This window comes from Kocuria salsicia (assembly GCF_007681555.1).
GTDB classification, from domain to species: domain Bacteria; phylum Actinomycetota; class Actinomycetes; order Actinomycetales; family Micrococcaceae; genus Kocuria; species Kocuria salsicia.
On the sequence record NZ_VELE01000005.1, the window covers coordinates 61,909 to 75,446 of the forward strand.

Genomic DNA, 13,538 nt, shown 5'->3' on the forward strand with positions numbered 1-13,538 from the left:
GCCGAGCCGCCGGACGTACTCAGCGGTGCCGGTTCGGCACACAGCATAGGGACAACCGACCCGGCCGGAACGCTCTGCCGGGCCCTCGAAGGGGAGTTGATGGGTAACACCCAGGTGGTACGCGGCAGGCGCACACGGGACGTCAGGACCGCCACGGCCCGGCAGGAGCGCTGGGCACGAATCCTTATCTGGATCTTCGCGCTGGCCACGGCGGCGGGTGTGGTGCTGCTGCTGCTGCACTGGGTCACCCGGGTCAACCCGCTGCCGAGCATCCTCTTCGGAACCCTCAACCTCCCCGTGGCGCCGTCCCTGGTCTCCGTGGTGGTGCTCGGGCTGCTGACGGGCGCGCTCGTGCGGCGCAAGCGGATCGCCCTGGTACTGGTGGGCACCACCCAGGTGGTGGGTGTCACCTGGTCGGTGCTCATGCTGGTGCTGCGCGCCGTGGTCCCGGACCTGCCGCACCACGGCCCCTTCCCGGTGTGGGTCAGTCCCATGCTCGACGCGGTCGCCGTGGCGGTGGGCATCGCCGCACTGGGCCTGCTGTGGTGGCTGCGCCCCGCGTTCCCTGCCCGCACCGAGTCCCGGGGTGCACTCGCCGCGCTGGCGATGCTGGTGGGCGGCGTGGTCCTCACGGTCGCGGCCACGCACGCGCTGCTGCTCGCGACCACCAGCTCGGCCATCGACGACTGGAACGTCCTGGGGGAGGCGCTCGTGCGCAGCCTCGGGTGGGCGGGCCCGCGACGTCGCTACCTCAGCACCGTGCCACCCTGGCTCCCCGAGCTCACCTCGGCCCTGCTGGCCCTGACCATCGTGCTTGCCGTGCTGATCTTCCTGCGCTCCAGCTCCCGCTCGGCCGCGTGGCGGCCCGAGGACGAGGTGGCGGTGCGCTCGCTGCTGCGCGAGTTCGGGGGTGAGGACTCCCTGGGGTACTTCGCCACGCGGCGGGACAAGTCCGCAGTGTTCTCCGCGGACGGCCGGGCCTGCGTGACGTTCCGGGTAGTCGGGCAGGTCTCGATCGCCTCCGGAGACCCGGTGGGCGATCCCGCGGTGTGGCCGGACGCCATCCGGCGTTGGCTCGACCGTGCCCACCACTACGGTCTGCTGCCCGCGGTCACCTCCGCCTCGGAACGTGCGGCACGGGCATATGCGGAAGCGGGCCTCAGCGTGCTCGTCATGGGGGACGAGGCCGTCCTGCACCCGGACCGCTACTCCCTGGCCAACTCGTCCATGACGCCGGTGCGCCGGGCCGTTCGGCGAGCGCGCCGTGCCGGGCTGGTCACGGAGATCGCCCGCCACCAGGACTTCCCGCCGGAGGAGCTGACGCGGCTGGGTGTGCTCGCGGACCAGTGGCGTGGCGATGAGCCGGACCGCGGGTTCTCCATGGCCCTGAACAGGTGGGGGGATTCGGCTGACGGGCAGTGCCTGCTGGTGGTGGCCCGGGACGAGCACGGGGCCGAGCAGGGGCTGCTCTCCTTCGTGCCGTGGGGCCGCGGCGGGCTGTCCCTGGACGTGATGCGCCGGGCACCGCACACCCCGAACGGCGTCACCGAGCTGATGGTCACGGACCTGATGGAGCACTGCGCATCGCACGGGATCAGACGGGTCTCCCTGAACTTCGCGATGTTCCGCGGGGTCTTCGAGGACTCCGAGAAACTGGGTGCGGGCGTGATCACCCGGTTCAACTCCTCGGTGCTGGGCTACATGGACCGCTTCTTCCAGCTGGAGAGCCTCTACCGCTCCAACGCCAAGTACCTGCCCGAGTGGGTACCGCGCTACGCGTGCTTCGACGGTGTCCTGGCCCTGCCCCGCATGGCCGTGGCGACCGCCCAGGTGGAGGGCTTCCTGCCCGCGGTGTTCGTGCGCACGCCCCCGCAGCCGGAGCTCGACGCGGGGACGCTCGAGCAGATCCTGGAGATCCAGCACGAGCCGGCGCCCATGCGGGTGCTCGCGCCCCGGCGCTCGCAGCAGACGCGCCACCGCATGCGCCACGCCCGTGCCCTGGCCCGCGACGGGGTCAACCCGTACCCCGTGGGGCTGGCCCCTGCGGAGACCGTCGCGCACACGCAGGCCGCGCGCCTGCGAGGCGACGCGGCGTCGTCGTCGGAGGTGCGGACCAGCGGGCGGGTGCGGCGGTTCCGCGACTTCGGCGGCGTGGGCTTCGTGGACCTCACCGACGGCGGCGTGACCGTCCAGGTGCTCGTGGACCGCGCACGCGTGGACTCCACGTGGTCCACGATCCGGCGCAACCTGGACGTGGGGGACCTTCTAGTGGTGGACGGTCGGTGGGGGAACTCTCGCACGGGGACGGAGTCCATTCTCGCGCGGCGCGTGACCGTGGCGGCGAAGGCCCTGCAACCGGTGTCCTACAGCGGTTTCGAGAACCCCGAGCAGCGGCTGCGCAGACGCTCCCTGGACCTGCTGGTGCACCCGCACGGGATGGACCTGCTGCGGCAGCGCTCGCAGGCCGTGGACACCGTCCGCCGGCTGCTGCAGGAGGAGGGGTACCGGGAGGTCGAGACGCCCGTGCTGAACACCGTGCACGGCGGCGCCTCCGCCCGGCCGTTCCGCACGTTCATCAACGCGTACGGCATGGACCTCACACTGCGCATCGCCCCGGAGCTGTACCTGAAGCGGCTGCTCGTGGCGGGAAGCGGGCCGATCTTCGAGGTGGCCCGCAACTTCCGCAACGAGGGCGCGGACGCCACCCACAACCCCGAGTTCACGGCGCTGGAGGCGTACCACCCGTACGCGGACTACACGGTCATGCGGCAGCTGACCGAGCGCCTGGTCAAGGCCGTGGCCACGGCACTGCACGGTGCGCCCGTACTGCCGCTGCGGGACGTCCACGCCCCGGACGCCGAGCCCACCCCCACGGACGTCTCCGGGCCGTGGCCCGTGGTCACCGTGACGGACGCCGTGAGCCGGGCCGTGGGGCGCGAGATCTCGATCCGAACGGACTTCGAGGTGCTGCTGCAGGCGGCGGCGGCGCATGACGTGGAGATCGGCCCGGGCATGGGTCCCGGCGCCGTGCTCGAGGCCCTCTACGAGGAGCTCGTGGAGCCGCTCACGGTGTTCCCCACGTTCTACTGCGACTTCCCCGAGGAGACCTCGCCGCTGACCGCGCCGCACCGCAGCGAGCCGGGGCTCGTGGAGCGCTGGGACCTGGTGGTCAACGGGATGGAGCTGGGCACCGCGTACTCGGAGCTGACCGACCCCGTGGTGCAGCGCCACCGGCTCACGGAGCAGTCCCTCAAGGCCACGGCGGGGGATCCGGAGGCCATGGAGGTGGACGACGACTTCCTGGACGCCCTCGAGGTGGGCATGCCACCCGCCGGCGGGCTGGGGATCGGACTAGACCGGCTGGTCATGCTCATGACGGCCACCTCCATCCGGGAGGTGCTGGGGTTCCCGTTCGTGAAGCCGCAGAAGAACTGAGGGATCCTGCGTGCGGGGGCGACTCACCCGCACGGCCCGGCGAGGGAAGGCATACTAGGACACCATGACCCCTGAACTGATGCACACGGCGGGGCTGCTCACCCCGGAACTGCTCCCCCTGGGGGATCCAGCCCAGCTGCTCGAACAACTGGGCCCGTGGGCGCTCGCGGGGACTGCCCTGATGGTGTTCATCGAGTCCGGCCTGCTGTTCCCCTTCCTGCCCGGCGACTCGCTGCTCTTCGCGTGCGGGCTGCTGCACCAGGCGCTGCACATCCCGCTGTGGCTCATGATCCTCGTGCCGTTCCTCGCGGCCGTGGCCGGTGACCAGGTGGGCTACTACCTGGGCCACAGGTTCGGACGGCGGTTCTTCTCCGACGACGCCCGGTTCCTGAAGACCAAGTACCTCACCCAGACCGAGGACTTCTTCCTGAAGTACGGCGGCCGGGCGATCGTGCTCGCGCGCTTCGTGCCGATCGTGCGCACGTACGTCCCCCTGGTGGCCGGCACCGCGCGGCACCCGTACCGCCAGTTCGTGGGGTGGAACATCCTGGGAGGCTTCCTGTGGGTGACCATCATGGTGGTGGCCGGCTCCCTGCTGGGCGGCATCCCCTTCATCCGGGACAACGTGGACCTGATCGCCGTGCTGATCGTGGCGCTGTCCCTGATCCCGGTGGGGCTGCAGATCCTCACGAGCCTGCGGGAACGGCGTCGGGAGCAGGACGCTACGGAGTGATCGTGAACTTCACGTTCCCGTCACCGCCGCGCTCCGCGATCCGCAGCACCTGGCCCGTCTCCTCGAGGGTGTGCACGGGGCCCAGGCAGTAGTCCACGTCCACCTCGCCGTCCCGGATGCGGCGCACGGCCTCGTGGAAGGACACCAGTCCGGGCTCGGACTGAGCCGCGACCGAGCCCTGCAGGCGCACGCACTTGCGGAAGACCTCGTAGATGGGGACGGGGGCGGGATCGAAGTTCTCGTACAGCCCGAACCACCCCACGATGCCGCGGTGGGCAACGACCTCCACAGCCTCCGCCCGCAGCGCGTCCGACCCTACGGCCTCGATCACGAGGTCCGCCCCCGCGTTGCCAGTGAGCTCGGAGACGACCTCCGGCAGGCTCTCGTCCGGCACCAGGACCGTGCGGGCGCCGAGTCGGCGGGCGATGTCCAGGCGGTGCTGCTGGGTGTCCGAGACGATCACCTGCTCGAAGCCGCGCAGCAGGGCGTCCTGCAGGAAGAAGAGGCCGGCCGAGCCCGCGCCCATGATCACGCACGTGCCCGCGTGGCGCTCGGGGACCTCGCGGGGCCAGTAGAGGTTCATCGCGTAGAGGCACGTGCCCATCTGCTGCGCCATCATGTACCGGCGCATGGTGGTGAGGTCCTCCGGGTCCACCTCCGGGGGCAGCGCGACCGCGTGGTCCTCGTCCAGCAGGATGAACTCGGCGAATGTGCCGCCCAGCTCACCCGGCGGCACGCACAGCACCGGTGTGCCCACGGGGAACTTCTCCGAACGGGAGGACACGACCACGCCCACCCCTTCGTGGCCGGGATAGCCCGCGAGCTCCGGGCCGCGGGGGTGCAGCGTCCCGTGCAGGGCGGAGTGCAGGTCCGAGCCGCACACAGAGGCCGCCACCACGCGGGCCACGAACTCTCCGTCCCGCGTGGCCTCCGGTTCGGGCCACTGTTCGACGTTGACAATCCCGGTGGCCGGGACATGGGTTGCGCGCACGGTGTGCTCCTCGGGGCAGTGGGGCGGGTTCTCGGTCCCACGGTAGGCCATGGTGTGGGCCCTGCCCACGAGGTGCCGCGCCCGGCCGGTAGCCTGTGACGGTGCCTCTGCCCCGAGCCCTCAGACCATTCTCCTCCCGGGCCTACACCGTGCTGGTGCTGGCCATGTGCGTGAGCGTCTTCGGCTCCGGGCTCTGGGCCGTGGCACTCGTGGCCCGCGTGATGGCCCTCGGGGGCTCGGCGGTGGACCTCTCCGTCGTCACCTCGGCCGGTGCGGTCGGTGCGGTGGTCTTCGTGCTCGTGGGCGGGGTGGCCGCGGACCGCTTCCCGCTGCCCGTGATCCTGCGCTGCGTGGAGCTCGCCAACCTCACCACCGCCCTGGCCATCGTCGTGCTGACCTGGACTGACACCCTCGCCCTGTGGCACCTGGCGCTCGCCGCGTTCGTGTTCTCGGGCGCCGTGGGCTTCTTCTACCCCGCCTACTCGGCCGCCCTTCCCCGCGTCCTGCCCCCGGAGCAGCTGCTCGCGGCCAACGGTGTGGAGGGCACAGCCCGCCCGCTGCTGCAGCTCGCCGCTGGCCCCGCGGTGGGCGGAGTCCTCACGGGGCTCGCCCTGCCGGGTGCCCCGGTGCTGGCGATCGCGGTGGCCCACGGGATCGCACTCTTCTTCATGCTGCGGCTGCGGCTCCCGGAGCGCGACGTCGCTCCCGTGGACGACGGCGCGCCCGCCCGGTCCTCCGCCCTGCGGGACCTCGTGGAGGGGTTCCGCTACTGCCTGCGCACGCCCTGGCTGCTGTGGACGCTGCTGTGGGCCATGAGCGCCGTGTTCCTCTTCACGGGCCCCCTGGAGGTGCTCGTGCCGTTCCTGGTGGTGGATCGCCTGGGCGGCACGGTGGCGGGCTACGGTGCGATGCTCGGGCTCTACGGGGTCTCCACGGCCGTGGGCGCGAGCATCATGGCGTCCTTCCAGCTGCCGCGCAAGTACCTGACCACCATGATCTGGCTCTGGGGCTTCGGCACGCTGCCGTTCGGACTCGTGGGCAGCACGCACTCGTGGTGGGTCATGGCACTCGCGCTGTGCGTGTTCGGGGCCACCGGTGGAGCGGGCCAGGTGATCTGGGGGACACTGCTGCAGCGCCGGGTTCCGGGGCACATGCTGGGTCGAATCTCCTCCCTGGACTTCTTCGTCTCGCTCTCCCTCATGCCGGTCTCCATGGCCTTGGCCGGCCCGGTGTCCCAGGTGCTGCCGCCCGAGGCGGTGTTCTGGGGCGTCGCGGTGCTCACCCCCGCGCTGGGTGTTGCCGCGGTGCTGGTGGGGCGCATGCATCGGGACCAGCTCGAGCACCCCCTGCGCTGAGGCCGCGCCCCTTCCCAGGGACGACGACATCGCGGTGCCCCTCCCGTCGAAGGGGGCGCCGCGGCGGCGTCATCGTCCGGGATGAACCCAACACGAACAGTCAGTATGCTTTGCGGCGCTGCTCCACAATGAGGTGGATCAGGGCGAAGATGTGCTCCTCGTCGATCGCGCGGCAGGCCTGCTCGAGGGCCGCGGGGATCTCCGACTCCCGCTCCACGCGCACCCCGAAGCCGTGGAAGGCGCGGGCCATGGCTGCGAAGTCCGGGTTCTTCAGCTGCGTGCCGGAGACGTGCCCCGGGTACTGCACCTCCTGGTGGGTGCGGATGGTGCCGTACTCCTGGTTGTCCATCACGATCACGAGCGGGGTGGCACCGTACTGCGCGGCGGTAGCGATCTCCTGGCCGTTCATCAGGAACTCCCCGTCCCCGGCGATCGAGACCACCCGGCGCCCGGGGTGGTTGAGGGAGGCGGCGACTGCGGAGGGTATCGAGTAGCCCATGGAACCATTGCGGGCCGAGATCATCGACGCGTAACCGTTGGTGGGGAAGTAGCGGTGCGCCCAGTTGGTGTGCTCACCTGCCCCGAACGTGACCATGGCATCCTCGGGAAGCGTGGCCACGAGGTTCGCCATCATGGTGTCCATCCTGGCCGGGCCGTCCTCGGGGTGGGTCTCGGTGGGCGCGGAGAACTTCTCCTGCTGGCGCCGCATACGGGAGCACCAGTCCCGCCACACGTCCTTGACCGGCAGCTCCATGCGCACGAGGTCTCGCACGAAGACATCCGGTTTGGCCACGATCTGGTAGGTCACGGGCCCGGACCGGCCGCGCATGGAGGGGTCCATGGTCACGATGAAGTTGTGCTTGGACCAGTCCTGGCGCACCAGGAAGCCGTTCGTGATCACGTCGCCGGGGACGGTTCCCACGAAGACCAGCAGGTCCGTCTCCTCCAGGAGGTCCACGGTGGGCTTGGGGCGCCCGTAGCCGATCGGCCCCACGTAGGAGGGGGAGCCGAACGGCACGGTCCCCTCGCAGCGCCACTCCGCGGCAGCCGGGATGTGGTGCTGCTCCAGCCAACCGGTGAACTTCTCCGCGCCCTCCGTGGTCCAGTCGTTGCCGCCGAAGACGAACAGCGGCTTGCTGGACTCCTGGAGGGCCGTCTCCAGGGCCTTCCAGTCCTCCACGGTCATGCCCCCGCCCGCCACGGGGATCTCGGGGTGCAGCGCAGGGTCGATCTTCCGCGTGATGATGTCCTCCGGCAGCCCCACCACCACGGGTCCGGGGCGTCCGGAGCGCGCCGCGAACATGGCCTCCGCCACGTACTCGGACGCGCGCTCCGCGTGGTCCAGGACCATCACCCGCTTGGCGCCGGACGCGAACCACGAGTGGGGGTCGAATTCCTGGAAGGCCTCCTTCTCCCGGTGCTCGAACGGGATGAGACCCACGAAGAGCACCATGGGGGTGGAGTCCTGCCACGCCGTGTGCAGCCCCACATGCGCGTTGGCCGCACCCGGGCCGCGGGTCACCATGGCCACGCCCGGCACGGTGTTCATCTTCCCGTCCGCCTCCGCCATGTACGCGGCACCGCCCTCCTGGCGGCACACCACTGTCTCGATGGGTGAATTGTGCAGCCCGTCCAGCACGTCCAGATAGCTCTCGCCCGGGACCACGTAGGCCCGTTGCACCCCGTGGGCTGCGAGGGAGTCGACGATCACGTGGCCCGCGGACTTGCGGTCCGTGGAACGTGTGGCTGTGGGATGCGTCATGGGATGCTCTCTTTTCGCCGTTGAAGTTCGAGTGATCACCACGGGGGCGATCCCTGTGAGGTGTGTCTCATGAGATGTGTCTCGAAAATACCCGAACCCGGCGGTAACTACGTCATTGTGGCGCCGCCCATGACGATGCCCCGGTCCGCGTGGCGGATCCGGGGCATCGTGGTGGTGCTGGGGAAGGGGATCAGGCCCGCATGTCCTCGAGCTCCACGTTGTTGGTCTCCCGCACCATCTTCACGGTGAAGACCAGGGACACCAGCGCGAAGAACGCGTAGATGCCGTAGGTCAGGCCCAGCGAGTAGTTGGACAGGGACGGGAAGGAGACAGTGACGCCCCAGTTGGCGATCCACTGCACGGCCCCGGCGACCGCCAGGGCGGCACCGCGGATGTGGTTGGGGAACATCTCGCCCAGCAGGACCCACATGAGCGGACCCCACGAGACGCCGAAGAACACCACGAAGAGGTTGGCGGCGATCAGCGCGAGCGGGCCGGCCACGGGGCCGAGGTCCGGGGTGAGCTGGCCGTCCACCATGACCTTGTTGGCCGTGGCGAAGACGACCGCGAGGACCGCCAGGGAGGCGGTCATCCCGGCCGAGCCCACGAGCAGCAGGGGACGGCGGCCGATGCGGTCGACCAGGAAGATGGCCACGATCGTGACCAGCACGTTGACCACGGAGGTGGCCACCGAGATGGTGAAGGAGTCCGACTCCTTGAAGCCCACGGACTCCCACAGCACGTTGGAGTAGTAGAAGATCACGTTGATGCCCACGAACTGCTGCAGCGCGGCGAGGCCGATGCCCACCCACACCACGGGCTTGAGCCCGGCCAGGGAACCGCGCAGGTCCGCGAAGCGGGGCTTGCGCTCGTTGTTGACGGTGCTCTCGATCTTCGCCACTCGGGAGTCCACGGCCTCGTCGCCGTGGATGCGGGAGAGAACGGCGCGCGCCTCGTCCGGGCGGCCCGCGGAGACCAGGTACCGCGGGGACTCGGGGATCATGAACGCACCCACGCCGTAGCCGACGGCGGGCACGGCCATGACGAGGAACATCCATCGCCAGGCTGCGAGACCGAACCACAGCTCCTGGGCGGCGCCGCCCGCCCAGTTGGCGAGCAGGGCGTCGATCAACAGGGACAGAAAGATGCCGAGCACGATGCCCATCTGCTGCAGCGAGCCGAGTCGCCCGCGCAGGTGGGCCGGTGCGACTTCCGCGATGTACGCCGGGGCGATCACCGAAGCCACGCCCACGCCGATGCCGCCCACCACTCGCCAGAAGACGAGCCACTCGATGGACTGGGTGAGGGCGCAGCCGATCGCGGAGAGCAGGAACAGCAGCGCCGCGACCTTCATGATCGGGATGCGCCCCGTGCGGTCTGCGATGCGCGAGCCGAAGAACGCGCCGACCGCCGCACCAAGCAGCGCCGCGGCAACCGCAAAGCCGAGGGGGCCGGGGCCGACGTCGAACGTGGACTGGATGGAGGAGACCGCGCCGTTGATCACGGCGGAGTCGTACCCGAAGAGGAGACCACCGAAGGCGGCCACGGTCGTGATGCGGATGACCGCGCCGGTGTTCGTCTGATGACGTTCCGGCTGATGTGCTTGCCCTGGATGACTCATCCCGCAGCTCCCTTGCTGTGCAGTGTCGAACCCTCATGAGAGTCCCACGCCCGGGAAGACGCCGTGCCTCCGGAGAGTCACCGGGGGCGAGGGCGCGTCGCTGCGGGTCTCCCGGGCCTGATCGGCCCGGATGGAGCGGCTGCCGGGGAAGGACAGTGTCCCAAGAGTAGGACGGGCACAGGGGAAAGTAAACAAACCCCGCAGTGGGCTCCTGCCGTGGCGCACACAGCATGCGTGATGCGTGGCCGGAAAACATTCTGGCTGTAGAATAAAAACTCTATAAATTGTTTATTAATCACGTGTTTCACGTGAAACATCATGTTCCGTCATGTTTTTGTTCCCTGCTCGTCACGACACGCCGTGATCAGGGTTCACTCGGTGTCCCGTGTCACCATTGGGTCATGACCAATCCGGCGCAGTACACTTCCCCCTCGCCGGGCGGGTCCCCGTGGCAGTTGCCGCAGTTGCGACACCGCGTGGCCGTACCTCTCGTCACCGTGCTTCTGACGGCGACGATCGGTCGGTTGCTGGTGTTGTCACCGCAGGTCACCGACGGGGAGACCGCGTTGCTCGAGGGGCTGTCCCAGCATCGCAACGTCCTCTTGGACACCCTGGCCACGGCGGTGACGTTCGCACTGTCCAACGGTGCAGTGGTGCTCATCGTGGCCGCCGTCATCGGGTGGCTCGCGGTCGTCCGACGACGCCCCCTGGACGCCACGGGTTTCGGCATCCTCGCCCTCGCGGGCTGGGGTGCGGTGGGCCTCGTGAAGGTCCTCGTGGAGCGCCCCCGCCCCACCTTCCTCACGGGCGACCCCCTGAGTCCCGTGACCGGCTCCCTGTCCTTCCCGTCCTCGCACACGGGCGCGGCGGTGGCCACCGTCCTCGCGCTGAGCCTGGTGGCGTCGAGTCGGCGCGCCCGTCGCAACCTCCTGCTGTGGGGTGGTCTCACCACGGCGCTCGTGGCCGCGGCCCGGGTGTACTCCGGGGCGCACTACCCCCTGGACGTCCTTGCGGCGCTGCCCGTGGCCGCCGCGGGTGTGATGGTCGGCGCCTCCGTGGCCAACACCGTGGTTCCCGCGCTCGCCTTCGGCTTCTCCTGGCAGCAGGCCGGGGTCACCCCGCGGCTGCCCGCCACGGCGCGCACTGCGGCCCGGCCCGCCGTGGCCACGGCTCGCGCAGGTGCTGAACCTCAGCGGGGCACCCGTTACACGGAGCAGCAGCCGGTGGTCACCGCAGCTCGCACGGCTCCATACGACGCCTCCGCCCACACCGGGCACCGATCGGACCGCGCGGCCTGAGACGCCTCCCACCATCCCCATCCACGAACGACGGCGGGCCGGACCTCGAAAGGTCCGGCCCGCCGTCGTTCGTGGGGTCTGTCGTCGTTGGCAGCCCCGGGGCTGCGTGCTCAGTCGGAGCCGTACCCGGCCTTGACGCACAGGACGGGGCAGCCCGCTTCGAGCAGCAGGCGCTGCGTGGTGGGTGCCATGATCAGCTTCCCCACGGGGGTGCGCCTGCGTGTGCCGATCACGAGAAGCTGGGTGTGGGTGCGGTCCGTGACGTCGAGGATGATGTCCGCAGGATCGGCGTCGTCCGCCACGGGCACGAGCTCGTACTTGAGGCCGCTCTCCTCCAGCGCCGCGCGGTCCTCGCGCAGTGCCGTCTCGGTCTCCTCGGGGCTGGTGTGGCGGCCCCAGCGCTTGGTGTGGTGCGCCTGGACCACCACGAGCTCCGCGGAGCGCAGGGTGGCCTCTGCCATGGCTGCGCGCAGGGCGGCTCGGCCGGCGGGGGTGGGAAGGTAGCCGACGACGATCTTCATGGCGTCTCCTGGTCGTGAGGGGTGTTCTGCGGGGGCACTTGCGCTCACCGGTCGATGTCCTCGAGGTGCGCGATGTCCTCCGGGTGCTGGAACCGCGTGCGGCGCCCGGTGACCAGGCGGCCGTAGAGGAAGTTCACGAGCCACAGCACCACGCCGAGTGCCAGCAGCACGACAGCGATCTGGTACTCGATGGTGTCCTGTGCCCACGGCCCGAGCAGGAACGCGCACGTGACGGCGCCGAGATAGGGCAGGATGCGCGGGGCGTGGAAGTACTCGTGGCCCTCCTGGGAGTGGTCACGGCGCAGGATGATCGCGGCGATGTTGACCACCGTGAAAACCCCCAGCAGCAGCAGCGCGGTGGTGCCACCGAGGGCGGAGGCCGTGCCCTTGCCCATGGCGTTGTTCACCAGAATGATCAGCACCATCCCGAGCGCGGTGGTGAAGATGATGGCCGTCCACGGGGTCCGGCGGCGCGGGAGGACCTTGCCCAGGAACCCGGGGATCACACCCTGCTTGGCCATGCCGTACAGCAGTCGGGAGGCCATGAGCATGTTGATCAGCGCCGTGTTCGCCACCGCGAAGATGGTGAGGAACGGGTAGATGGTGTCGATGGGAACGCCCGGCGCACCGATCTTCACCACGTCGAGCAGCGGGGTGGTGGACTCGCCGAGCTCACCGATGGGGACGATCGCCACGGTGAACAGGGACACCAGCACGTAGATGACGCCGGTGATGCACAGGCCCGTGAGCATGACGCGCGGGAAGTTGCGGGTGGGGTCCTTGGTCTCCTCGACCATGTTGACGGAGTCCTCGAAGCCCACGAAGGAGAAGAACGCCAGGGAGGTCACAGCGGTCAGGGCCATGAACATTCCCTTGTCGTCAGAGGTCTCGAACACCACCGTGCGGCTGAAGTCCGCGTTGCCCTGGAACGCGGCCCAGAAACCCACGAGGATCACGATGAGCAGGCCGGTGAGCTCGATGACCGTGAGCACCACGTTGAGCTTCACGGACTCGGAAACCCCGCGCAGGTTGATCAGCGCCAGCAGCGCCATGAAGCTCACGGCCACCACGGTGATGCCCAGGGGGCTCATGTCCAGGTGGAAGCCCTTGGCGAAGTTGGACGCCACGGTGCTGGAGGCGGTGGCAGCGGACGTCAGCCCGGAGCACAGCACGGCGAAGGTCACCAGGAACGTGAGGAAGTGCAGACCGAAGGCCTTGTGCGTGTAGAGCGCCGCACCGGAAGCCCCGGGGTACTTGGTCACCAGCTCCAGGTAGGAGAAGGCGGTGATCGTGGCGACGACGAAGGCCACGAGGATCGGGGCCCACGCAGCACCGCCGATCTCCCCGGCGATGTTTCCCGTGAGGGCATACACGCCCGTGCCCAGGATGTCCCCCACGATGAACAGCAGCAGCAGTCCCGGGCCCATGACCCGCTTGAGCTCGTGGCTCTGCCCACCGGAGTCGGTGCTGTCTCCCGCGGGTGCGGGGGTCGTGTCCCTCGACGCTGACGCCGAGGTGGCGCCCCGCGATGATGATGGATCGCTCATGGTCTCCTCCACGAAGGGACCCTGTGGGATCCACTCCGGATGTTTGGTCCGATCACACCGGGGTGTGACCTGCGGCTCATTCTTACAGGCAACCATAAGGGATGGGGAGTAGGGGCGGGGGTACCGGCGTGGAGCCGGGGGTGCGGTGTCATCGCCCCGGAGGAGGAGTGGCGTCCCCCAGGGAGTGAAGCGGTGCCGTCGTCCGGGACGTGAGCGGGCGTCGTCGGCGAGGAGAGAGACGCGCCCCGCGCCGTGGAAGCGGCGCGGGGCGCGGT

9 protein-coding genes are annotated in these 13,538 nt (G+C 69.7%); 4 read left to right on the top strand and 5 right to left on the bottom strand.

Annotated features, from left to right (window positions below; translation table 11 throughout):
- The first annotated feature begins 99 nt into the window (after positions 1–99).
- Together lysX and FS770_RS08895 are read left to right on the top strand one after the other, a co-directional pair.
- Positions 100–3,435, top strand: coding sequence for a bifunctional lysylphosphatidylglycerol synthetase/lysine--tRNA ligase LysX (gene lysX / locus FS770_RS08890; RefSeq protein ID WP_145011238.1), 3,336 nt, complete (start codon positions 100–102; stop codon positions 3,433–3,435).
- A gap of 64 nt (positions 3,436–3,499) precedes the next feature.
- The gene (locus FS770_RS08895) at positions 3,500–4,168 is read left to right on the top strand and encodes a DedA family protein (protein ID WP_232300396.1); all 669 of its coding nucleotides are present in this window, start codon (positions 3,500–3,502) and stop codon (positions 4,166–4,168) included.
- Here FS770_RS08895 and FS770_RS08900 read toward each other — a convergent pair.
- Positions 4,158–5,159 (bottom strand): zinc-binding dehydrogenase, encoded by a 1,002-nt coding sequence (locus FS770_RS08900; protein ID WP_126874185.1) that lies wholly within the window; start codon positions 5,157–5,159, stop codon positions 4,158–4,160. The genes FS770_RS08895 and FS770_RS08900 overlap by 11 nt on opposite strands.
- Positions 5,160–5,260: 101 nt before the next feature.
- Between FS770_RS08900 and FS770_RS08905 the strand changes: the two genes are divergently transcribed.
- On the top strand, positions 5,261–6,514 hold the full coding sequence (locus FS770_RS08905) for an MFS transporter (protein WP_144941521.1): 1,254 nt from the start codon (positions 5,261–5,263) through the stop codon (positions 6,512–6,514).
- A gap of 100 nt (positions 6,515–6,614) precedes the next feature.
- Here the strand turns inward: FS770_RS08905 and FS770_RS08910 are convergent, their stop codons facing one another.
- Both FS770_RS08910 and FS770_RS08915 read right to left on the bottom strand, forming a co-directional pair.
- Positions 6,615–8,276: a thiamine pyrophosphate-dependent enzyme gene (locus tag FS770_RS08910; RefSeq protein ID WP_126874187.1), complete on the bottom strand. Its 1,662-nt coding sequence runs from the start codon at positions 8,274–8,276 to the stop codon at positions 6,615–6,617.
- A gap of 190 nt (positions 8,277–8,466) precedes the next feature.
- Complete coding sequence (locus FS770_RS08915; protein ID WP_144941519.1) at positions 8,467–9,897, bottom strand: sugar porter family MFS transporter; 1,431 nt, start codon at positions 9,895–9,897, stop codon at positions 8,467–8,469.
- 401 nt (positions 9,898–10,298) lie between these two features.
- Here FS770_RS08915 and FS770_RS08920 point away from each other — a divergent pair, with 401 nt between their 5' ends.
- Positions 10,299–11,195: a phosphatase PAP2 family protein gene (locus tag FS770_RS08920; RefSeq protein WP_145011241.1), complete on the top strand. Its 897-nt coding sequence runs from the start codon at positions 10,299–10,301 to the stop codon at positions 11,193–11,195.
- Between the two features lie 110 nt (positions 11,196–11,305).
- On the opposite strand, the gene FS770_RS08925 is transcribed toward FS770_RS08920, so the two are convergent.
- Both FS770_RS08925 and FS770_RS08930 read right to left on the bottom strand, forming a co-directional pair.
- Positions 11,306–11,716, bottom strand: a complete 411-nt coding sequence (locus FS770_RS08925; protein WP_145011244.1) for a universal stress protein — start codon at positions 11,714–11,716, stop codon at positions 11,306–11,308.
- Positions 11,717–11,760: 44 nt separating this feature from the next.
- Positions 11,761–13,263: an APC family permease gene (locus tag FS770_RS08930; protein ID WP_144941513.1), complete on the bottom strand. Its 1,503-nt coding sequence runs from the start codon at positions 13,261–13,263 to the stop codon at positions 11,761–11,763.
- Between the last annotated feature and the right edge of the window lie 275 nt (positions 13,264–13,538).

Excerpts from the sequence above, each read along its gene's own strand:
- lysX (WP_145011238.1), top strand. The coding sequence starts at position 100 with ATGGGTAACACCCAGGTGGTACGCGGCAGGCGCACACGGGACGTCAGG.
- FS770_RS08895 (WP_232300396.1), top strand. The coding sequence starts at position 3,500 with ATGACCCCTGAACTGATGCACACGGCGGGGCTGCTCACCCCGGAACTG.
- FS770_RS08910 (WP_126874187.1), bottom strand. The coding sequence starts at position 8,276 with ATGACGCATCCCACAGCCACACGTTCCACGGACCGCAAGTCCGCGGGC.
- FS770_RS08915 (WP_144941519.1), bottom strand. The coding sequence starts at position 9,897 with ATGAGTCATCCAGGGCAAGCACATCAGCCGGAACGTCATCAGACGAAC.
- FS770_RS08920 (WP_145011241.1), top strand. The coding sequence starts at position 10,299 with ATGACCAATCCGGCGCAGTACACTTCCCCCTCGCCGGGCGGGTCCCCG.
- FS770_RS08925 (WP_145011244.1), bottom strand. The coding sequence starts at position 11,716 with ATGAAGATCGTCGTCGGCTACCTTCCCACCCCCGCCGGCCGAGCCGCC.
- FS770_RS08930 (WP_144941513.1), bottom strand. The coding sequence starts at position 13,263 with ATGAGCGATCCATCATCATCGCGGGGCGCCACCTCGGCGTCAGCGTCG.